Below are 20,163 nucleotides of genomic sequence, written 5' to 3'. Positions count from 1 at the left end.
GGGTGGCCCTCCATATCGTACCCATCCATAAACGGAAGGGCACCCCACTTATGCGGACGTCCCGCACGCCCACCGGAACGGAGACACATCGTGAAGACCATCGTGGTGATGGGAGCCACCGGACCGCAGGGCCGCGCCGTGACGGCGCACCTGCTGGCCGACGGCTGGAAGGTACGGGCGGTGACACGCGATCCGGACGGCGCGGCGGCCCGGGAGCTGGCCCGGGCGGGCGCCGAGCCCGTCCGCGCCGACATGGACGACACCGCCTCGCTCACCGCCACGGCCGAAGGCGCCCACGGCCTGTTCAGCGTGCAGCCCACCGTCGGCTCCCCCGGCACCCCGGCGGGCTTCTCCGCCGAGGACGAGGTCCGCTGGGGCCGCAACGTCGCCGACGCGGCGCACACCGCCGGGATACGGCACCTGGTCTACGCCTCGCTCGCGGGCGCCGGCCGCCACGACACCGAGGTGCTGCCGCAGAACACGGTCAGCAAATGGCGGATCGAGCGGCACATCACCCGGCTGGGCCTGCCCGCGACCTTCCTGCGCCCGGTCTCCTTCATGGAGAACTACACCGGCGCCTACCACCTGCACGACGGCGCCGTGGCCACCGCGTTCGCCGCCGACGTGCCGCAGCAGATCATGGCCGTCGACGACGTCGGCGCCTTCGCCGCCCTGGCCTTCGCCCGGCCGGGCCAGTGGATCGGGCGCGCGGTGGACCTGGCCGGGGACGAACTGACCCCGCGCCAGATCGCCGCGGCCATCTCCGGGGCCGTCGGACGGCGGCTGCCGTACGTGCAGATCCCGATCGAGGCGATCGCCGCGGCCGGCGAGGAGTTCGCCTACGCCTACACCTGGCTCAACGAACGCGGCTACCGCGCCGACGTCGCCTTCACCCGCGCGCTGCATCCCGGCCTGATGGATCTGCGCACCTGGCTGGAGCGGACCGGAGCCGCCCGGATCGCCGGCTTCCTGGCCGCGCAGGAGGCCGCCGGGCGGTCTCAGGAACCGCCCGGGACCACCAGGCCGGACTCGTAGGCGAAGACGACCAGCTGGGCGCGGTCGCGGGCCCGCAGCTTGGTCATGGCCCGGTTGACGTGGGTCTTCGCGGTCAGCGGACTGATCACCATGCGGTCCGCGATCTCGTCGTTGGACAGGCCCCGCGCGACCAGGGCCACGGCCTCGCGCTCCCGGTTGGTCAGCTCCTCCAGTCCCGTGCCCGTGCCGGTCCCGAGCGGCTGGGCGACGTACCTGTTGATGAGCTTGCGGGTGATCGACGGGGCGAGCAGCGCGTCACCGCGCGCGGCCACGCGCACGGCGTGCAGGAAGTCCTCGGGCACGATGTCCTTGACCAGGAACCCGGCCGCGCCGGCGCGCAGCGCCTCGAAGACGTACTCGTCCAGGCCGTAGTTGGTCAGGATCACGACGTGCACCCCGGCCAGGGCCGGATCCGCGGCGATGCGCCGGGTCGCCTCGATGCCGTCGGCGACCGGCATCTGGATGTCGACGAGCGCGATGTCGGGCAGGTGCTCCCGGGCCAGGGCCACGCCCCGCAGCCCGTCACCGGCCTCGGCCACCACCTCGATGTCGTCCTCGAGATCGAGGATCGCGCGGAACCCGCTGCGGATGAGCGGCTGGTCGTCGACCAGCAGGACACGGATCACGACGCCTGCTCCACCGGAAGCTCGGCCTGGACGGTGAACCCTCCCCCGCTGCGCGGCTCCGCGCGCAGGCGGCCGCCGAGCGCGGTGACGCGCTCGCGCATCCCCAGCAGCCCGACGCCGGGCACCGGAGCGGTGCCGGGCGTGGCCCTGCCGTCGTCGTCGATGCGTATCGCCAGGGCGTCGGGACGATAGTCGATCCGCACCGACGCGGTGGCGGCGGCCGCGTGCCGGGCGACGTTGGTCAGCGACTCCTGGACGATCCGGTAGACGGTACGGCTCACCGCGACCGGCACGTCGTGGCGCCGCCCCTCGATCGTCAGCGTCGTCTCCAGGCCGATGGTGCGGGCCTTCTCCACCAGTTCCGGGAGGTGGTCGAGGCCGCGCGGCGGGCTCGTGTCGTCGTCGCGCAGCGCCTGAAGGGTCGCGCGCAGCTCGCGCGTCGCCTCACGCCCGGCCTCCTGGATCGCCAGCAGGGCCTCCGGCACCTGCTCGCCGCGCCTGCGGGCCAGGTGCACGGCCACCTCGCTCTGCACCTTGATGATCGAGATCTGGTGGGTGAGCGAATCGTGCAGCTCCCGCGCGATGTGCAGCCGCTCCTCGTCGGCCCGGCGCCGCGCGGTCTCCTCACGGGTCCGCTCGGCCTCCTCGGCCCGCCGCTCGGCCTGGCGCAGCGCCTCACCCGCGGCGCCGGCCGCGACCAGCCAGGCCAGCTCCAGAGCGCCGCGGGCCTGCGCGAACGCCTCGCCCGTGTCGTGCAGACCCGAGGCCAGGGCCGCGACGGGGAGCGCGGCCAGCATGGCCGTGCTCGCCACCACCGTGACGGTACGGTGGCCCGCCCGCACGGCGGCGTACACCGCGAACAGGTACGCCACGGCGGGCACGTCGAACCCGGCCGCCTGGTAACCCACCGCGCACGCTCCGGTGACGACCAGGACGGGAACCGGGGCCCGGCGGCGCGCGGCCAGCGCCAGGCCGCCGGTCACCAGCAGCGCGCAGCCGAGCAGGTCGAGACCGGTGGCGGAGTCCTGCCCGGACAGCCCGGTCACCAGCAGCGCCGCCGCCACGCAGACGGCGATCGCCCAGTCCACGACACCGTCCCGCGGACCGGACCGTTCTGTACCCATGGGCGCACCTTAACCGGATGCCCGCACGGGCGGCTCATGCGCCCGGATGATCGCCCGCCTACCGCATCCGCGGTACCCCTGCCGCCTCCGCGGTGCCCGCGGCGGCCGGCTACGGCATCGGCGGCATCGCGGATTGCCTGCGTCCGCCGGACGACCGGCGGCGGGTCCGGCCGACAGGATCAGGTGACGCCACTCGCAGGAGTGACGCCACTCGCAGGAGTGACGCCATCCGCAGGAGGAGTAAGGAGCACCTCATGTCAGTCCATCGCCTGCTCACCGCCGCCGCGACCGCACCGGCGGCCCTGCACGTCCTGCTCCAGCCGGACCCCGTCGGTTCCTACGTCCTGACCTCCGGGCGGCTGTGGTCCCTGGTGGCCGCGCTGCCGGGACTGACCGGCGTGATCGTCGGCGGGCTGGCCCTGGCCCGCGCGGCGGGCCGGATCGGCTCCGGCACCGGGCGCAGGGGCGCCGTCGTGGCCCTGGCGGCGGGACTGCTCTGCGCGGCCGTCGGCGGGCTGGTCGTGGCCGCCGCCGAGGGCGGTCCCGGCACCGGATACGGAATAGTCGGAGGCTACCTGGACCTGGTCCTCGGAGTGATCGCCATGACCCTCGGCGCACTGGCCCTGGCCCGCTCCCGCCGCCGGGTGACCGGCTGACCGGCCCGGCGCGCCCGGCGGCGAGGTGGTCGGACATGTACTGGAAGAACGCGCCCTGGGCGGCCTCGATCTCGGCCTGGCCGTACTCGGTGAGGTTGAGCAGGGTGTCGGACCAGTAGGAGAAGCGGCCGGCACGCCGAGCATGTCGCAGATGACGTACACCGGCAGCGGGAAGCCCGGGCCCGCCCGCAGACCGGCGGGCGAGCCGCGCTTGACCATGTCGTCGACGAGGTCCTCGGCGATCCGGGCCATCGCGGGCCGCAGGGCGGTCATCCGCCTGGCGGTGAACCACCTGCCGACCAGGCGCCGCCAGTGCCGGTGCGCCTCCCGCCGTCGAGGATGAGCTGCGTCATCTCGCTGTTGAACAGCCCGCCGTCGCCGGTGGCCGACAGCCGGTCCGCCCTGGCGCGGGCGCTGATCCGGCTGGTCGGGGAACGGGACCCGTCCCGCATCAGCGTCGCCCACATCCGCCGCCGCATCGCCGAGGTGATCCACGACCGCATGGCCCGGGCCGACGCCGGGGACCTGCCGCAGGGCGTCCCGCACGGCGTCACGGCCGTCTTCATCGCCGGCGCCCGTTTCGCTCTTTTCCCATTGTTGTGGTTGTCTTGTTTTTATCCCTTGGATTTTCAGAAACAGCCTCCTTTACGCTGTAGATTCACAAAGTCCTAGAAAGACACGCTCCTGTCGGCCGGTCGGCTCGGGGACCTTCGGCCCTACAGTTGCGTGTCCCGTGGGAGCCACCATCGGAGGACATCCGCCGAAGGAGGCCCAGCCCGCCGACGGCGCCGCCCACCACCGGCCGATCCGGCCGATCTCCCGCCGCGGAGAAGGAAATGAAACTCAGACATACACGATCGATCCCGCAGCACGTTCCCCTGATGATGTCCGATCACGCCGACACCACCGGCGACGCCGTCGTCACGGTCCGGGGCGAGATCGACATCACCACCGCTCCCCTGCTCGAGGCGCACATCCGCAGAACGCTGCTCACCCGGCGGCGCCCGGCGGACATCGTGCTGGACCTGCGCGGCGTCACCTTCATGGACGCCTCCGGCCTGACCGCCCTGGTCCACATCGACGACCACGCCCGCCGCAACGGCCACGGGATCCGGCTGGCCGGAGTCTCCTGCCCCGTCGCCCGGCTGCTGCGCATCACCCGGCTGGACCGACGCTTCACCGCCTCCTGCCGTCCCTGAGGGTTTCCACTCCCGGAAACCCTCAGCTCCTCCCCCGCCTCGCCGATGGAGCCGATCGAGGTAGGGAGCATCATATGTACCGCTTGGTAGAACGGATTCCGGCCAAGGCCCGGAACGCCATGGCACTGCTCGGATACATCGGCGGCATCGTCACGCTGAGCGTGATGGGCAGCGGTGCGGCCGATGAGGCGGCGGCACTGCTGCCGGCCGGCGCACCGGCCCGGGACAGGCTGGAGACCTTCTCCACGGTGGCGCTCTGGCTGCCGATCGTGCTGATCCCCCTGGCCGTCTACATTCAGCTGTCGGTACAGCTCACCGTCGTCAAGGGCCTCAAGCACGCCGCGAAGGTGGCCATGGCGGCCGCCGAGGGCGACATGACGCAGCGCATGGAGATCATGGGCAAGGACGAGCTCGCGCTGCTGGCCGGCTCGTTCAACACGATGACCACCCAGGTCGGCGGCACCGTCCGAGGCATCAGGGAGGCCGCCGAACGCCTCTCGCACGCCGCCGCCGGACTGGACGGCGCCAGCGCCGCGATGGCGGACTCGGTCGGGCAGACGGCGACGGAACTGGAGACGGTCTACCGCGCGGTCCAGTCCTCGGCCCACGACCTGGCGGGCATCGCCACCGCCACCGAGGAGATGCAGGGCGCGATCAGGGAGATCAGCACGAACACCTCGGCGGTCTCCACGGTGGCCGCCGAGGCGGTCGTCAACACCGACCGGGCCACCGCCGACGTCGACCTGCTGCGGGAGGCCGGTCAGCGCATCGGCGAGGTCGTGCGCTCCATCACCGCCATCGCCTCGCAGACCAACCTGCTCGCCCTCAACGCCACCATCGAGGCGGCCCGCGCCGGAGAGGCCGGTCGCGGCTTCGCCATCGTCGCGGGCGAGGTCAAGGAGCTGGCGCAGGCCACCGCCACGGCGACCGACGAGATCACTCAGCGGATCGGCGACATCCAGGCCGGCACCGAACGCGTCGTGGAGGCGGTCTCCGGCATCGGCTCGGTCATCCAGTCGGTCGCCTCCCACCAGGGCGTGATCGCCGCGGCCGTGGAGGAGCAGACCGCCGTCACCGGCGCGATGGCCGGTGGCGCCGACGAGGTGTCGCGGAGCTCCACCGCGATCACCGAGGCGATCACCAACGTCCGCGAAGCCGCCTCCCACGCCGGCCAGGCCAGCCGGCAGACCCGCGAGGCCGCCGTGGAACTCGCCTCGATGTCCGCCGAACTGAACCGCCTGACCTCCTCGTTCCGCTGCTGAGGGGAGCCCGGCCTACTTGCGGCCGGCGAGAGTGCGGGCGACGAGTGCCGTGGCGTGGCCGTGACCGAGGCCGTGTTCGCTCTTGAGCCACGCGACGAGTTCGGAGTGCCTGGTCAGGTCGGAGGAGCCGATCGGGTCGATCCGCTCCCGGACGGGGCGGCCGTACTTCTTCTCGATGGACGGGAAGTAGCTGGAGGCGGGCCTGGCCAACCGCCGGGCGCTGCCGCATCCCGAGCGGGCGGCCGTCTACGAGCTCACCGACCACGGCCGCGACCTGGAACCCGCGCTGATCGCGCTCGGCCGCTGGGGCGCCCGGACGCTGGCCGAGCCCCGCCCCGGCGAGGTCGTCACCGCCGAGTCGGTCGCCATGTCCTTCCGCACCGCCCACCGGCCGGACGCGGCCCGGGGCCTCACCGCCGGCTACGAGATCCGCATGGGCGACTTCACCCTCAACGCGCAGGTCACCGACGGACGGCTCACCGTCGGCATCGGCCCTCATCCCCGGCCCGACCTCGTCATCGAAAGACTCGCCGGCCACCCGATCCGCGCTGATGAGCGGCGACAGAACCCCCGAAGAGGTGCTGGCCGAGGGAAGCCTGCGCCTGCACGGCGACCCGGCCCACCTCGACCGGTTCGCCGAGATGTTCCGCTTCTGAGCACCGGCCGCCCGGCCGCGGTGAGAGAATCGGGGCACTCTCCTCACAAGGAGGCGCCATGTTGCGCGGACTCATACGGCACAGGAAGGTCCTGCACGGCTCACTGGAGCGACTGCTGACCAACCGCGCCCGGGAGGCGCTGGAGGCGGCGGAGCGCGAGGCCCGCACCCGGGGTGACGATCGTCCCACCTCGCAGCACCTCCTGGCGGCGCTGGCCCGCGACGACAACGTCGCCGTCGCAGTGCTCACCCGCCTGGGCGTCGACGCCGGCGGCGCGCGCATCCGGGCGCCGGGGGCGGATCTGCACGGCATCGTCGCACAGGCCCGCCACCAGGCCGCCGGGCTCGGCCACGGCTACATCGGGACCGAGCACCTGCTGCTCGCCCTCGTCCACGAGGAGGGCCCCGAGGCCCTGGGCATCGGTCTCGACCAGACCCGCGTCCAGGTCATCGAGGTGCTGCACGGCCACTGAGCCGGGGACGCCCTCCGCTCTCGTCGTTTTCCGGGGTGCCTTGCCGGGTTCGAAACGGGTTCGAAACGACCCGTCGCCTTTACGATGTAGATTAACCAGGTTGCAGATTAACTGGGCTCTCCCTGGTGAGGGCCTCGCTCGAACTCCCGGATCCAGGCGGCCTCCCACTCGGCGTAGCGCCCGCGATCCAGCACCACGCGGCAGCTCAGCAGGCACAGCGTCATCACCCCCGTCACCCCGGCCAGTACGGCGGCGCCCGCGGCGACGGCGCGGGTCACGCTCTCCAGCCGGTGCTTGGGCGCCGCGGTGACGCGCCCGTCGCCGCCCACCCACACTCGGGTCACGGCGCCCGCCCCGGCTCCGGGCAGGACGCTCACCTCACCGGTCACCTGCGCGCCGGCGGAGGTCCTCCACCGGGCCATCGCCGTCACCTTCGGCGCCCCCTCCCCCATGACGGCCCCCGAAGCGGGCGCGTCCTGCACCAGCGTCGCCGTCACCAGCTCCCTGACGCCGGGACCGGTGCGCTCGGCGGCCAGCCCGTCGGCGTAGGCCAGCCGGCCCAGCGCCGCCGCGGGCCACACACTGAGCGCGATCACGCTCAAGGCCACCAGCAGCGCCGCCGTCTCCAGGCGGTCGGAGCGGCGGCGCAGCTCGTTGCCGTCCAGCCGGTACCGGCGCACGCACCGGGTCATCCAGTCGATCACGGTCAGCATCCACCCCCCGGCCGATCGTCCGGTCCACTGATCCGGCACGCCATGGGCCGTCGCTACCCCGCTCCGCCCCTGTCATGCATGCCGCGAAGCGGCGCCGTACGGCCTTTCTCCGGCCTTCTCCGGGGCTATCGGGCGGGGCGGGCGGCGTAGCCGGCGAGTGAGGGCTCCAGGGCGCCGAAGGCGGTGCGGGCGTAGCCGGCGATGACCTGTGCGATCTCCTCGTCATCGTGCCCGTCGAGAGTGCGGCGCAGCGTCTCCTCGAACAGCAGCCGGAGGACGCCGCTCAACTGGACCGCCGCCACGCGGGGGGTGATGTCGTCCGGCCCGGCGCCGGTCTCCTCGGCCAGCACGGCGGCCAGCGCCTTCTCACGGTCGTCGTGGAACTCCCGCAGCCGGGCCACCAGGGCGGGACTCTCGACGATCATGCGGGCGAACCGCGGGCCGGAGAAGCCGATGATCGGGTCGTGCCCGGCCACCGCGGCCAGGTAGGCGTCCCGGAGCGCGGCGAGCGCGGACTCGCCGGGCCGGCGCTCCCGGACGGTCCTGGCGGGCGACTGCACGAAGAGCTCGTGCGTGTCGAGGGCGAGGTCCTCCTTGCGGGGGAAGTAGTTGGTGACGGTCATCTTGGCGACCTGCGCGGCGGCGGCCACCTCGGCGATCGTGACGTTGTCGAAGCCCCGTTCCAGGAACAGCCTGGTGGCCTGGTTCGAGATGTTCTCCCTGGTCTGACGCTTCTTCAGTTCTCTCAGCCCGACGGCCTGCTCGCTCATGCCGTCACCATACATGTACTCGACCGAAATTTCTCCTTGGCACATATCTATGTCAAACCTAAGCATCACGGTCCTCCGGCCGGACCACGCTCGCCCTCGCCGGAGGGCGGATGACGGTCTGGCATGATGCGTCCATGAACGATCCCCTCGGCGACCTGGCGGCGTTGCGGGCGTGCGCCGCCGACCGGCTGGCGGCGCACCGGCACACGACGCTCCCCGACGCGCCGGGGGTACGGCGGGCGGCGGTGGCGCTGTGCGTCGTGGAGCGCGAGGGGCTCCCCTCGGTGATCGTCATCAAGCGGGCCTACCGGGGCCGCAACGCGGGCCAGTGGGCGCTGCCGGGCGGACGCCTGGAGCCGGGCGAGAGCCCGCTGCACGCGGCGCTGCGCGAACTGCACGAGGAGATCGGCCTGAGCGCCGCGCCGGAGGCCGTACTGGGGCGGCTCGACGACTTCCCCGCCGCGTCGAACTTCACGATCACCCCCATCGTCGTGGCGGTGACCGATCCCGGACCGCTGACCCCCAGCGCCGAGGAGGTCCACTCGGTGCACCACGTGCCGCTGCACCGGCTGGCCGCGCCCGACGTGGTGCGCTGGGTGCCGCATCCGGACGGCGGGCAGCTGCTGCAGATGCACCTGGGCCCGCAGATGGTGATCCACGCCCCCACCGGGGCGCTGCTGTGGCAGTTCCGCGAGATCGTGCTGCTCGGGCGCACCGCCCGGGTGGCCGACTTCCTCCAGCCGGAGTGGACGCACCGCTAGCGTCCGCCCCGGCCGCCACGCCACTCGCGGCGATCGGCCCGCCCCGGCCGCCGTGCCTCCGGCGGGGATCAGCCGGCGGCGGCCTCGCGGGCGGCGGTGACGAAGTCCCTGATGCGCCCGGTGTCCTTGACCCCGGGCGCGCTCTCCACCCCGCTGGAGACGTCCACCCCCCACGGGCGGGCCGCGTCGATCGCCGCGGCCACGTTCGAGGCGTCCAGTCCCCCGGCGAGCATCCAGCGGCCCGACGGACGGCCGCGCACCGCCGCCCAGTCCCACGGCTCGCCCGAGCCGGGCCGGGGCGCGTCGACGATCAGCAGGTCCTCGTCGAAGGCGCCGCAGCGCAGGTCCACACCCGCCGCCCCGGCCCGCACCAGGGTGAGGCCGAGGTCGCGCAGCGCGGTGAAGTCCCCGTGCGGGTGGTCGCCGTGCAGCTGGACGGCGCGCACGCCCGAGGCCAGCGTGGCCGCCCGCACCTGCTCGGGGCCCTCCCCGGCGAAGACCGCCACGGTCAGCACGTGCTCGGGCACCTGCGCGGCCAGCTCGCGCGCCCGCTCGGGGGTGACGCGCCGGGAGCTCCGGGTCAGGACGAAACCGATCGCGTCCGCGCCCGCCTCGACGGCGGCCGCCACATGCTCGGGCTCACGCAGCCCGCAGATCTTCACATACACCCTGCGCAGGGTAGCGGCAACGCCGCTCTGGCATCTCGCGGCCCCCGCGATGTATGGTGCCAATCCCCCTTATAGGGTCATAAGAAAGAGCCGACGACGGTCGAGGAGACGGTGACCGACGAACTGGCGGGGGCGTTCCTCCGACAGCATCGCCGCTACACGAGCCGCCAGGTGGCCGCCATGGCCGGCATACCGATGTATCGCGCGCGGCGGTTCTGGCGTGCCTTCGGCTTCGCCAACGTCGCCGACGACGAGGTGGAGTTCACCGACTCCGACGTCGAGGCGCTCCTGACGCTGATCGCCCTGGTCCGCGACGGCACCTACGACGAGGAGCACGCGCTCCTGGTGACCCGGTCGCTGGGCAGGGCCACCGCCCGGCTGGCGGAGTCCCAGGCCGTGATCGGCGTCGAGGTGCTCGACCAGGCCGGGGTCCCCCGCGAGGAACGCGCGGACATCTGGCGCACGCGGGCCGACCGGGTGGTGCCGGACCTGGAACGGCTGCTGGTCTACGCCTGGCGGCGGCAGCTGGCCGCCGCCGCGGGGCGCGTGGTGTACCAGGAGGAGACGGGCACCGTACGGCTGGCCGTGGGCTTCGCCGACCTGGTCGGGTTCACCCGGCTGAGCCGCCAGATCTCCGAGAAGGAGCTGGCCGCCCTCGTCGAGCGGTTCGAGAGCCGCTCGGCCGACGTCGTCACCTCCGCGCAGGGCCGGGTGGTCAAGACGCTCGGCGACTCGGTGCTGTTCGTCACCGACACCGCGGCCACCGCGGCCGACATCGCCCTGCGGCTGGTGGAGGTCCACTCCCGCTCCAAGGGCATGCCGGCGCTGCGGGTGGGCCTCGCGGTCGGCCAGGTGATCGGCCGCATGGGCGACGTGTTCGGCACCACGGTCAACCTGGCCAGCAGGCTCACCGCCCTGGCCCCCACCGGCGCCGTGCTGGTCGACCCCGCTATGGCCGAGGAGCTGGCGGGCGAGGGGGCGTTCACGCTGCGCTCGATGGACCGCCTCACCGTGCGCGGCCTGGGTGAGCTGGCCCCCTCAGTCGTCACCAGGAGTGTCACCAGGGACAGCGCCTTTACGTCGTAGATTTTCGAGCCGCCGGTCCTACCGGGCCAGCAGGCGGCGCAGCGAGTCCTTCATCGCCGCGACGAAGGACTCCCGGGTCCGGTCGGACAGCAGGTCCAGGGACAGATAGGGGTTGAGGTCCTCCAGCTCCACCAGCAGCAGTTCCCCGCCGGGGGTGCGGCAGGCGTCCACGCGCTGGATGCCGTGGTCGATGGCGTTCCAGTCGACGAAGCGCTGCGCGAAGGCCAGGTCGGCCGGGGTGGGGTCGTACGGTTCCAGCACCCAGCGCCGGTCGGGCCGGGGGGCGTACAGGGCGTACTGGAAGGCGTGGTCGACGAAGTAGAAGGAGACCTCGTAGCGGAAGTCGACGCGCGGCTGGACGAGCACGCCGTCCAGGGCGCTGTCCTCCAGCCGGTCCCGGGAGACGAACTCCAGGCCGATGGAGTCGGCGCCCAGCACGGGCTTGACCACGTACTCCCGCGCCTCCGGCAGACGGCCCAGGTCCTCGCGCCGCCCGGCGGTCGGGATCACCGGGTATCCGGCGGCGCTCAGGTCGAGGAGATACCCCTTGCCCGCCATGTCGCCCTTGCCGGTCAGCTCGTTGTAGACGCGCACGCCGTCCTTCAGCGCGCGGGCGCGGAAGTCCTCGTAACCGGCCCGATAGTGCAGGACCGGGCCGCTGTTGCGCACCACGACCATCTCGAAGGCGTCCATCAGCGCGGCCGCCTCCAGCGGATGGCACAGGGCCAGGTCGAAGTCCTCGCGCAGCCGGGAGGTCAGGAAGATGTCCTCGTCGCAGTAGCGGCGCCCGCGCGCCTCGTAGGCCAGGTCTGTGACGAACAGGATGCGGGGACGGGCGGGCGGCATGGTCCTCCTGACGGGGTCGGGCCTCTGCAAACTACCCCGTCCCGGCCCTTGCCCGCCCGCGCGGGTCCGGCTCCCCGCCTCTCCACAGGCGTCGATCCGTCCGGGCCGCGGGCCGGGTACTCTGCGGCATGCGCACCGTCCGCCTCCAGAGCCCGTCCTACAACGTCACCGACGATCCGGACCAGGTCATCGGCGACTTCCTGGGTTACGCCCTGTCGCTGCGCGCGCTGTCCGGACGCCCTCCCGCCGAGGAGCTGGCCGAGCGTTTCTCCCCCACCGGGCGGGGGATGCGGCTTCCCGACGTCTTCGCGGCCTACCGCGCCGAGGAGCCGGACGACATCCCCCCGGAGCTGGCCGAGGAGGCCGCCGAGGTGGGCCGTACGGAGATCTGGGTGCTCACCCGGCTGCGGTACAGCTCCGCGCCGGACTCCGCCCTCGTCGAAGGCCCCGAGCTGCGGCACCTGCTGGCCGAGGGCATGGCGCAGCGCGCCGCCTGGATCGCGGACCGGCCCGAGATCAGATCCTGAGGTTGCGGCGCAGGATGTCGACGGCGCGCACCGTGGTGTAGCCGCGCCAGTCCATGCTGCCCGCGGGCGAGATCACGGCGTAGTCGACCGTCCACCCGCCGTCGGCCTCCTGCATGCCGGCCAGGCGGTCCAGATCGGCGGAGATCACCTCGGACGCGAACAGGGCCCGGACGGGGCGGTCGGGGTACGGCGCGAAGTCCAGGGGGTGGAGTGTCTCCTCCTCGGTGCCGCCCTCGACGCGGACCCTGCCGTCGGCGGGGATGTGCTTGCCCAGGACGGCGAGGAGACCGGCGGCCTCGGGACGGGTGTCGTGCACCGCGTCGAGGAAGCGCACCGCGAAGGCCAGGACGTACGCGTGCGGCGTCTCCTCGATCGCCTCGATCGCGGTCAGGCAGTAGCGGACGGCCCGTTCGAGCCAGGGGTGCGTGGCCACGGCCGGATCGTGGGCGGCGACCTGGAGGGCGGCGGCCGCGGTCACGGAGGTGATCTGCAACGACGAGACCGACGGGTCTGCGCCCGCCCACCAGGGGGCGTTGCCCGCGGTGGTCGCGGACGGCAGCGCGAACGGCAGGCCGCCGTCCGGCAGGCTGACCGAGTCCAGCCACTCGCACAGCCCGGCCGCCCGCGGGGAGACGGCCGGGCCGACGTCGCCGAACACCTCGAAGGCGTGCAGGGCGGCCCCCGGCTGGCTCTCGGGGGAGCGCAGGTCGGGCTCCAGGCCCCAGCCGTAGCCGCCGTCCGGGTTGCGGTAGCCGTCCAGCGCCGCCAGCACGGCGGCGGGATCGTCGCTCTCACCCGTCAGCAGCCGGAAGCGGCGGCGGTCCAGGATGCGGGCATGGGTCGCCATGAAGGCGGTGGCCGCGGACAGGTCGACGTTCATGGGGCCATCCTTCCCCGGCGGCGGCGTTCCGGTCTTGCAGGAATCGGTCGCCGCCGGCCGCCTCTCAGCGGCCCTGCAGCAGCAGGTCCACGTAGACGAGGTCGGACAGACCGTGGATCGCGACGATGACCCAGCCGACGCCTCCTCCCAGGCGGGCGACCGGCATCGCCGCCGGCGCCGGCACGCGGGCCGTACCGGACCGGGGACTTTGGCCCCTGTCAGGACGGTCCTTGAGTCCTGTCCCGGGCGCACCGGTGCTCACTAGCGTGAAGCCGGACCCGCGACCGGGAAGGCACCGAGGTGACATCCGAGATCCGCATCGAGAAGGCTCCGCCCGGACCGCCGCCGGGACCGGTGCGCCACCGCGCCTCCTGGCATCTGCGGGCCAACGCGCTCGTGGTGGCCTGGCTGGCGGCGACGGTCGCGGCCGCGCTGGCCGGTGACGGGCTGCCCGCGCCCCGCTGGCTGCTGATCCACCTCTTCCTGCTGGGCGCGGTCAGCACCGCCATCCTGATCTGGAGCGAGCACTTCACCGTCGCGCTGCTGCGCGCCCGCACCCCCGAGCCGCGCGGGAGCCTGATCCGCCTCGGCGTGCTGAACGCCGGCGCGGTGGCCGTGCTGTACGGCATGACGGCCGGGCCGTGGCCGGTGGCGGCGGCCGGGGCGGCCGCGGTGGTGGCGGTCGTGCTCTGGCACGCCGCCGTCCTGGTCGGCATGGTACGGCGGGCGCTGCCGGGCCGGTTCGGCCACGTCATCGGCTGGTACGCGGCCGCGGCCGGGGCGCTGGCCGTCGGCGGCACCCTCGGCGGGCTGATGGCCGCCCACGTCGCCCACGGCGGCCTGCACGAGCGGCTGCACGCCGCGCACGCCCAGGTGAACCTGCTCGGCTGGGTCGGCCTGACCGTGCTCGGCACGCTGTTCACGCTCTGGCCGACGGTGCTGCGCACCCGCATGTCGGAGCGGACCCGGCGGGCCTCGCGGGCCGGGCTGCGGCTGGCCGCCTCCGGCCTGGTGCTGTTGACCGGCGGCCTCCTGGCGGACCTGCGCGTCCTCGCCGCCGCGGGCCTGGCGGTGTACGCGGCCGGGGCGGGCGCGGCGCTGGTACCGCTGGCGGAGGCGGTGCGCGCCCGCCGCCCGCACACCGGGGCCTCCTGGATGCTGGCCGCGGGTGTCGCCTGGTTCGAGATCTCCCTCATCGCCGACCTGGTGATCGTCGCCGGCCGGCCGACGGAGCAGGTCGCCGCCGCGCTGGAGCCGCTGGTACCGCTGGTGCTGGCCGGGTTCGTCGCGCAGATTCTGCTGGGCTCGCTGCTGCACCTGCTGCCGGCCGTACTGGGCGGCGGTCCGGCCCGGTTCAAGCAGAACGCGGCCCTGCTGGAGCGCGGCTGGCCGGTCCGGCTGGCGGCGCTGAACGCCGGTGTGCCGCTGCTGGCGCTGCCCGTGCCGGAGCCGCTGACGCTGCTGGGCTGGGCGCTGGTATTGGCGTCGGTCGCGGCCTTCGTCGTCCTGGCCGTGGCCGCCCTGGTGCGGTCGGCGGCGGAGGAGCATCCCGCACGCCGGGCGGCGGCCTCCCCCGCGCTGGCCGGGGTGGTCGCCGGCTGCCTGCTGACGGCCGCCGCGGTCGTCGTCGCCGTCACCGGGGATCCGGGCCCGGCCGCCTCGGTGACCGCCACGGGCGCCAGGACGGTCGAGGTGACCCTGTCGGGCATGCGGGTGCGGCCGTCGGTGATCGAGGCCGCGCCGGGCACGGTGCTGACGCTGCGCGTCACCAACGCCGACGCCCAGCGGCACGACCTGCGCCTGGCCACCGGCGAGCGCACGCCGATGCTGGCGGCCGGGCAGAGCGCCACCCTGAGGCTGGAGCCGCTCGGTGAGACGGTCGAGGGCTGGTGCACCGTGGCCGGGCACAGGGCCGCGGGCATGACGATGCGCATCGTGCCCACCGCCGCGCTCGCCGGGGCCGGCACCGGACACGGAACGCACGACCCGGCCGGGCAGGCGCGGTCTTCCGACGGCGGTACGGCGGGCGGCACGGATTCCGGCGGTACGGCGGGCGGCGCGGACAGCACGGACCCGGGTGACACGGCGACCGGGACGGGCGGCACGGGCTCAGGCGACACGACGCCCGGCAGCGGCACCGGCAGCGCGGATCCCGGCGCGCCGGGGCTGGACCTGGCCGCGCCCTTCTCGCCCGGGTGGAAGCCGTACGACGCGACGCTGAAGCCCGCGCCCGGCGGCACCGAGCACGCCGTGGAGATCCGCGTCGACGACCGCACCGTGCTGGAGGTCGCTCCCGGCGTGCGGCAGCGGGTGTGGACGTTCAACGGGACCGTGCCCGGCCCGGTGCTGCGCGGCAAGGTCGGTGACGTGTTCACCGTCACCTTCGTCAACGGCGGCACCGTGGGGCACGGCATCGACTTCCACGCCGGCGCCAACGCCCCCGACACGGTGATGCGCACCATCGACCCGGGGCAGCGGCTGACCTACCGGTTCCGCGCCGAGCACGCGGGGGCGTGGCTGTACCACTGCTCGACCATGCCGATGAGCCTGCACATCGCCGCCGGCATGTACGGAGCGGTGATCATCGACCCACCGGGCCTGCCCCGGGCCGACCGCGAGTACCTGCTGGTCTCCGGGGAGCTGTACCTCGGTGAGCCCGGCAGCGACGGCCAGGTCGCCAGGCTGCGCGAGGACCGCCCCGACGGGTGGATGTTCAACGGCGCCGCGGCCGGCTACGACCACGCGCCGCTGAAGGCGAAGGCTGGCGAGCGGGTGCGGATCTGGGCGGTGGCCGCGGGACCGAGCTCGGGCACCGCGCTGCACATGGTGGGCGCGCCCTTCGACACCGTCTACGAGGAGGGCGCCTACCTGCTGCGTTCCGGCGATCCGGGCGGGGCGCAGGTGCTGGACCTGGCCCCGGCCCAGGGCGGCTTCGCGGAGCTGGTCTTCCCCGAGCCGGGCCGCTATCCGGTGGTCGACCACGCGATGCGCCGCGCCGAGGCCGGCGCGCACGGCCTGTTCGAGGTCGCCGCGCGGTGATGCCGCACGGTGATTGAGGGGAACGCGCGGTGCTTCGAGGCCACCGCGTCGTGATCCACGAGGACGCGCAGTGCTTCGAGACCACCGCGCGGTGCCCACGGGAGCGCGCGATGCTCCGAGGGCACCGCGCGGTGCTCCAGGGGGGCGCGCGATGATGACGACGCGAGCGTGGTGGGAAAGGTGAGTCTGGCGTGACGTGGTGGTCGGTGGTGCGCTTCGCGCACGTGATGGGGGCGGCGCTGTGGGTAGGCGGGCAGCTGACGGTGTCGCTGGTGGTGATGCCGCTGGCGCGGCGGCTGCTGGACGACGAGCGGCGCGCGACGGTGATGCGCGCGGTCGGGCGCCGCTTCGGGCTGTTCACCGCGGCGGTGTTCCTGCCGGTGCAGCTGGGCACCGGTGTCGCGCTGGCCTGGCACAAGGGCGTCACCTGGGCCTCGCTCGCCGACCCGGGATACGGGCGGATCCTGGCGGCCAAGCTGGCGTTGTTCTGCGCGGTGATGGCGACGGCGGCCCTGCACGGGTGGGCCTCGAGCGGCGGGCGCCCGGCGCTGGCGCGGGCGGCGGCGGTGGCCTCGCTGGTGGGCTCGGTGGGCGTGGTCCTGCTGGCCACCGCACTGCCCGCCACCTGAACCGGTGAGCCCCCGGGCCCGTCGGGGTCCGGAGGCTCACCGTCGCGGCTACGGGCGCAGGACGATCTTGTTGCAGTCGTCCTGCTTGTCCCTGAACATCGCGAACCCCTCCGGGGCGTCCTCCAGCCGCATCCGGTGGCTGATGACCATGGTGGGGTCAATGTCGCCGTTGCGGATCCGGCCCATCAGGGGTTCCATGTACCGCTGCACGTGACACTGGCCGGCCCTCAGCGTCAGCGACCGGTTCATCAGCGCGCCCATCGGGAACTTGTCCAGCAGCCCGCCGTACACGCCGATCACCGAGACGATGCCGCCGTTGCGGCAGGACATGATCGCCTCCCGCAGGGCGTGCGGCCGCTCGGTCTCCATCCGGGTCGCCTGCCGGGCCCGGTCGTAGGCGTGCATGACGGCGACGGGGTGGTGGGCCTCCATGCCCACGGCGTCGATGCACGCGTCCGGGCCGCGCCCGGCGGTCATGTCACGCAGCGCCTCCAGGACGTTGACCTCCTCGTAGTCCAGCGTCTCGGCCCCCGCGCGCTCGGCCCTCCTCAGCCGGTAGGGGAAGCGGTCGATGGCGATGACCCGCTCGGCGCCCATCAGGAAGGCGCTGGCCATCGCGAACTGGCCGACCGGCCCCGCGCCCCAGACGGCGATCGTGTCGCCGGGCTTGATGTCGCACATCTCCGCGCCCATCCAGCCGGTGGGCAGGATGTCGGACAGGAACAGCGCCTGCTCGTCGGACAGGTCGTCGTCGACCTTGACCGGTCCCACGTCCGCGAACGGCACGCGCGCGTACTGCGCCTGGCCTCCCGGGTAGCCGCCCAGCATGTGGGAGTAGCCGAAGATGCCGCTGGGCGAGTGGCCCATGAGCTTCTCCGCCATGCCCGCGTTGGGGTTGGAGTTCTCGCACACCGAGTACAGCCCTGCGCGGCAGGAGGCGCACCTGCCGCAGGAGATCGGGAACGGCACGACCACCCGGTCGCCGATCTTGAGGTTGCGCACCTCCGAGCCCAGCTCCACCACCTCGCCCATGAACTCGTGGCCGAGGATGTCGCCCTTCTTCATGGTGGGGACGTAACCGTTGTACAGGTGCAGGTCGGAGCCGCAGATCGCGGAGGCGGTGATGCGGATGATCGCGTCACGGGAGTTCAGGATCTTCGGGTCGGGGACCTCACGGACCTCGACGGTGGTACGGCCCATCCAGCAGTTGGCTTTCACCGGTCTCTCCTCATCTCGTGGGCTGGGCTGGGCGCTGGGCGGCCTGCCGCAGCGCGCGGGTGCCCTCCGGGCTGCCTTCGGAACGGACCACCTGTCCGACCTCCATGATCTGCTTGAGGCGGCGCAGATCGTCTCTGACCTGCTGCTCGGGGTGCTCGCCGGCCAGCTTGGCGACGGCCAGGCCGACCTTGCCGCCCGGCGGATGGTAGGAGAGCTCCACCCGCACCTCGGTGCCGCGGCCGCCGGGCGCGTCGGCGAAGCGCACGCGACCGCCGGCGTTCACGGGGCCGCCGACGGCGCACCAGGCGATCAGCTCGCCCGGGCGGTCCTCGACGACCTCGGCGTCCCACGCGACGCTCGTCCCGGCCGGACCGGCGGCCCTCCAGTGCGAGAGCCCGTCGCCGACCGTCTCCACCGACTCCAGATGGATCATGAAGCGGGGCAGGTTCTCGAACTCGTGCCAGAAGCGGTAGACCTCCTCGCGCGGGCGGTCGATGGTGATCGCCGCGTGGAGGGTGTCGTCGCGCCGGGCCGCCTGCAGGACCGCGGCGTGCTCGCCCTGCGCGCTGCCGGGCTTCGACCGGCGCCGGCCCGCGCGGACCATGGTGTAGACGTCGAGGGCGGTGATGCCGAGGACCGCCGCCATGGCGATCAGGGCTCGGCGGCGCCGCCGGCCGTCGCGGGCGGCGATCGCCCTGCCCAGCGCGCCCAGGTCCAGGGCGTCGCCCGCGACGCGGGTCCACACCCGGGAGGCCGGCCTGCGCCCGCCCAGCAGGAGCGCCGCGTGCAGCAGCTCCCGCGCCCCGAACGCCGGCATCACGGCGCGGGCCAGGCCCGAGTCGTCGACGCCGCCGAGCCGGCTGACGGCTCCCGGTCGGATGATCTCCATCGCGCCCAGCCCCAGGCTGGCCACGCCGAGCATCCGGGCCAGATTGTCGGTTTTTCGATCGTATTGTTCGCTCATGTCGTCCTCGTCTGGCTGAATGGTCGGCGGGAATTCGCATTCAGCACGCTAAGTAGCACTACAGCTACTTTCCGTACCCTTCCGGCGCGCGGTGATACCGGGGGACGCTTCCGAACATCACCGCCCCGAACGGCTCATATGGCGTCAGCCACTGTCGATGAGGTGTTCCGGCCGCCTCTGCCACCCGGCATCTTCGCGGCTCATCGATCGTGTGCCGGAAAGGATCAGACCTTGACCGCCCCTGCTGCCCGCACCCCGGGCCCCGTGATAACCGTGCGGCGCAACCCCGTGCTGGGGTGGTTCGCCGACCGCCGCATCAACACCAAGATCCTCATCACCGTCCTGCTCATGGCCGCCATGGCCGCGGGCGTCGGCACGGTGGCGCTCACCCGCATGAGCGCGCTGAACGACGACCTGACCGCCGTCAAGGAGGGCAACGTCGAGCGCCTGGTGCACCTCAGCAACATGCGCGGCAACATGGCCGACATGGTCGACGCCACCCTCGGCTACACCAGCGTCCCCGACCCCCAGCTCAAGGCCGTCTTCAAGAAGAGCGTCGAGGACGCCACCGCGGGCGTGACCAGCGAGTTCGAGGCCTACCGGACCGCCGCCCCGGCGGACTCCGCGCGGCAGAAGGCCATGACGGACTTCGACGACGCGTGGAAGCGGTTCCAGACCCTGCGTGACGCCGTCACCTTCGGCCAGAACGCGGCGACGGCGACCGTCTCCCCCGCCGAGATCAAGAAGCTGGTCGACGAGTTCACCACCGTCACCACCGAGTTCAAGGACGCGCTCAAGCGGCTGGCGGACTACGAGCAGACGGCCACCGGGGCGATGACCGCCGCCGCCACCGACCGCTACGAGTCCGCCCGCACCCTGATCATCGTGCTGCTCGTCGCCGGCCTGCTGCTCGCCCTCGCGCTGGCGCAGATCTTCTCCCGCCAGATGACTCGTTCGATGAACGCGCTGCACCGGACGCTGGACGCCACCGCCAGCGGCGACCTGACCCACAACGCCGAGGTGACCTCCCGC

Annotated in this window: 23 protein-coding genes and 1 pseudogene; 14 read left to right on the top strand and 10 right to left on the bottom strand. The window is 73.2% G+C overall.

Going from position 1 to position 20,163, the window contains the following annotated elements; all coding sequences use genetic code 11:
- The first annotated feature begins 90 nt into the window (after window positions 1-90).
- On the top strand, window positions 91-1,035 hold the full coding sequence (locus Psi01_RS34425) for an NmrA/HSCARG family protein (RefSeq protein ID WP_204068334.1): 945 nt from the start codon (window positions 91-93) through the stop codon (window positions 1,033-1,035).
- Here Psi01_RS34425 and Psi01_RS34420 read toward each other — a convergent pair.
- On the bottom strand, window positions 999-1,661 hold the full coding sequence (locus Psi01_RS34420; RefSeq protein WP_204068333.1) for a response regulator: 663 nt from the start codon (window positions 1,659-1,661) through the stop codon (window positions 999-1,001). The two genes, Psi01_RS34425 and Psi01_RS34420, sit on opposite strands and share 37 nt — an antisense overlap.
- On the bottom strand, window positions 1,658-2,785 hold the full coding sequence (locus tag Psi01_RS34415) for a sensor histidine kinase (RefSeq protein ID WP_204068332.1): 1,128 nt from the start codon (window positions 2,783-2,785) through the stop codon (window positions 1,658-1,660). Before Psi01_RS34415 ends, Psi01_RS34420 begins: the two co-directional genes overlap by 4 nt.
- Window positions 2,786-3,039: 254 nt before the next feature.
- On the opposite strand from Psi01_RS34415, the gene Psi01_RS34410 reads away from it, so the two are divergent.
- The 5 genes from Psi01_RS34410 to Psi01_RS34390 all read left to right on the top strand — a co-directional run bounded on the left by Psi01_RS34410 (window position 3,040) and on the right by Psi01_RS34390 (window position 5,902).
- Complete coding sequence (locus Psi01_RS34410; protein WP_204068331.1) at window positions 3,040-3,441, top strand: DUF6223 family protein; 402 nt, start codon at window positions 3,040-3,042, stop codon at window positions 3,439-3,441.
- Between the two features lie 151 nt (window positions 3,442-3,592).
- On the top strand, window positions 3,593-3,784 hold the full coding sequence (locus Psi01_RS34405; protein WP_204068330.1) for a hypothetical protein: 192 nt from the start codon (window positions 3,593-3,595) through the stop codon (window positions 3,782-3,784).
- Between the two features lie 17 nt (window positions 3,785-3,801).
- The gene (locus Psi01_RS34400) at window positions 3,802-4,113 is read left to right on the top strand and encodes a hypothetical protein (RefSeq protein WP_204068329.1); all 312 of its coding nucleotides are present in this window, start codon (window positions 3,802-3,804) and stop codon (window positions 4,111-4,113) included.
- Window positions 4,114-4,322: 209 nt separating this feature from the next.
- Entirely contained in the window at window positions 4,323-4,640 is a 318-nt protein-coding gene (locus Psi01_RS34395) for an STAS domain-containing protein (RefSeq protein ID WP_204068328.1), read from the top strand.
- A 119-nt stretch (window positions 4,641-4,759) separates the two neighbouring features.
- On the top strand, window positions 4,760-5,902 hold the full coding sequence (locus Psi01_RS34390; RefSeq protein WP_204068327.1) for a methyl-accepting chemotaxis protein: 1,143 nt from the start codon (window positions 4,760-4,762) through the stop codon (window positions 5,900-5,902).
- Window positions 5,903-5,914: 12 nt separating this feature from the next.
- On the opposite strand, the gene Psi01_RS34385 is transcribed toward Psi01_RS34390, so the two are convergent.
- Window positions 5,915-6,112 carry a DUF4287 domain-containing protein gene (locus Psi01_RS34385; protein ID WP_204068326.1) on the bottom strand — a complete coding sequence of 66 codons (198 nt, stop codon included), beginning with the start codon at window positions 6,110-6,112 and terminating at the stop codon, window positions 5,915-5,917.
- Between Psi01_RS34385 and Psi01_RS44625 the strand changes: the two are divergent.
- Window positions 6,093-6,164: pseudogene (locus Psi01_RS44625) on the top strand (winged helix-turn-helix transcriptional regulator); the annotation flags it as partial. The gene Psi01_RS34385 and the pseudogene Psi01_RS44625 sit on opposite strands and share 20 nt — an antisense overlap.
- A 452-nt stretch (window positions 6,165-6,616) precedes the next feature.
- Window positions 6,617-7,030 (top strand): Clp protease N-terminal domain-containing protein, encoded by a 414-nt coding sequence (locus Psi01_RS34375; RefSeq protein WP_204068325.1) that lies wholly within the window; start codon window positions 6,617-6,619, stop codon window positions 7,028-7,030.
- 107 nt (window positions 7,031-7,137) lie between these two features.
- Here the strand turns inward: Psi01_RS34375 and Psi01_RS34370 are convergent, their stop codons facing one another.
- Window positions 7,138-7,743: an Rv1733c family protein gene (locus Psi01_RS34370; RefSeq protein WP_204068324.1), complete on the bottom strand. Its 606-nt coding sequence runs from the start codon at window positions 7,741-7,743 to the stop codon at window positions 7,138-7,140.
- A 125-nt stretch (window positions 7,744-7,868) separates the two neighbouring features.
- Window positions 7,869-8,513: a TetR/AcrR family transcriptional regulator gene (locus tag Psi01_RS34365; protein ID WP_204068323.1), complete on the bottom strand. Its 645-nt coding sequence runs from the start codon at window positions 8,511-8,513 to the stop codon at window positions 7,869-7,871.
- A gap of 134 nt (window positions 8,514-8,647) precedes the next feature.
- Between Psi01_RS34365 and Psi01_RS34360 the strand changes: the two genes are divergently transcribed.
- A complete protein-coding gene (locus Psi01_RS34360; protein ID WP_204068322.1) occupies window positions 8,648-9,274 on the top strand; it encodes an NUDIX hydrolase in 627 nt (208 codons plus the stop codon).
- A 68-nt stretch (window positions 9,275-9,342) separates the two neighbouring features.
- Here Psi01_RS34360 and Psi01_RS34355 read toward each other — a convergent pair whose 3' ends face one another.
- Window positions 9,343-9,942 (bottom strand): phosphoribosylanthranilate isomerase, encoded by a 600-nt coding sequence (locus Psi01_RS34355; RefSeq protein ID WP_204068321.1) that lies wholly within the window; start codon window positions 9,940-9,942, stop codon window positions 9,343-9,345.
- A gap of 111 nt (window positions 9,943-10,053) precedes the next feature.
- Here Psi01_RS34355 and Psi01_RS34350 point away from each other — a divergent pair, with 111 nt between their 5' ends.
- Window positions 10,054-11,028 (top strand): adenylate/guanylate cyclase domain-containing protein, encoded by a 975-nt coding sequence (locus Psi01_RS34350; protein WP_204068320.1) that lies wholly within the window; start codon window positions 10,054-10,056, stop codon window positions 11,026-11,028.
- Window positions 11,029-11,046: 18 nt separating this feature from the next.
- On the opposite strand, the gene Psi01_RS34345 is transcribed toward Psi01_RS34350, so the two are convergent.
- On the bottom strand, window positions 11,047-11,874 hold the full coding sequence (locus tag Psi01_RS34345) for an ATP-grasp domain-containing protein (protein ID WP_204068319.1): 828 nt from the start codon (window positions 11,872-11,874) through the stop codon (window positions 11,047-11,049).
- 128 nt (window positions 11,875-12,002) lie between these two features.
- Between Psi01_RS34345 and Psi01_RS34340 the strand changes: the two genes are divergently transcribed.
- A complete protein-coding gene (locus Psi01_RS34340) occupies window positions 12,003-12,401 on the top strand; it encodes a hypothetical protein (protein WP_204068318.1) in 399 nt (132 codons plus the stop codon).
- Here Psi01_RS34340 and Psi01_RS34335 read toward each other — a convergent pair.
- Window positions 12,391-13,281, bottom strand: coding sequence for a hypothetical protein (locus Psi01_RS34335; protein ID WP_204068317.1), 891 nt, complete (start codon window positions 13,279-13,281; stop codon window positions 12,391-12,393). The genes Psi01_RS34340 and Psi01_RS34335 overlap by 11 nt on opposite strands.
- A 300-nt stretch (window positions 13,282-13,581) precedes the next feature.
- On the opposite strand from Psi01_RS34335, the gene Psi01_RS34330 reads away from it, so the two are divergent.
- Complete coding sequence (locus tag Psi01_RS34330; protein WP_204068316.1) at window positions 13,582-16,320, top strand: multicopper oxidase domain-containing protein; 2,739 nt, start codon at window positions 13,582-13,584, stop codon at window positions 16,318-16,320.
- Window positions 16,321-16,511: 191 nt separating this feature from the next.
- A complete protein-coding gene (locus tag Psi01_RS34325) occupies window positions 16,512-16,949 on the top strand; it encodes a hypothetical protein (protein WP_204068315.1) in 438 nt (145 codons plus the stop codon).
- A 48-nt stretch (window positions 16,950-16,997) separates the two neighbouring features.
- Here the strand turns inward: Psi01_RS34325 and Psi01_RS34320 are convergent, their stop codons facing one another.
- Complete coding sequence (locus Psi01_RS34320) at window positions 16,998-18,167, bottom strand: zinc-dependent alcohol dehydrogenase (RefSeq protein ID WP_204068314.1); 1,170 nt, start codon at window positions 18,165-18,167, stop codon at window positions 16,998-17,000.
- Between the two features lie 10 nt (window positions 18,168-18,177).
- Entirely contained in the window at window positions 18,178-19,131 is a 954-nt protein-coding gene (locus tag Psi01_RS34315) for an SRPBCC family protein (protein ID WP_204068313.1), read from the bottom strand.
- Between the two features lie 231 nt (window positions 19,132-19,362).
- On the opposite strand from Psi01_RS34315, the gene Psi01_RS34310 reads away from it, so the two are divergent.
- Window positions 19,363-20,163, top strand: an 801-nt coding sequence (locus Psi01_RS34310) for an MCP four helix bundle domain-containing protein (protein ID WP_204068312.1), incomplete at its 3' end; no start/stop codon positions are given.

Origin of the sequence: Paraplanobispora siamensis (assembly GCF_016863175.1) — a bacterium.
In the GTDB taxonomy this organism is placed as follows: Bacteria; Actinomycetota; Actinomycetes; order Streptosporangiales; family Streptosporangiaceae; genus Planobispora; species Planobispora siamensis.
This window is presented reverse-complemented; position numbering and strand designations above follow the sequence as displayed.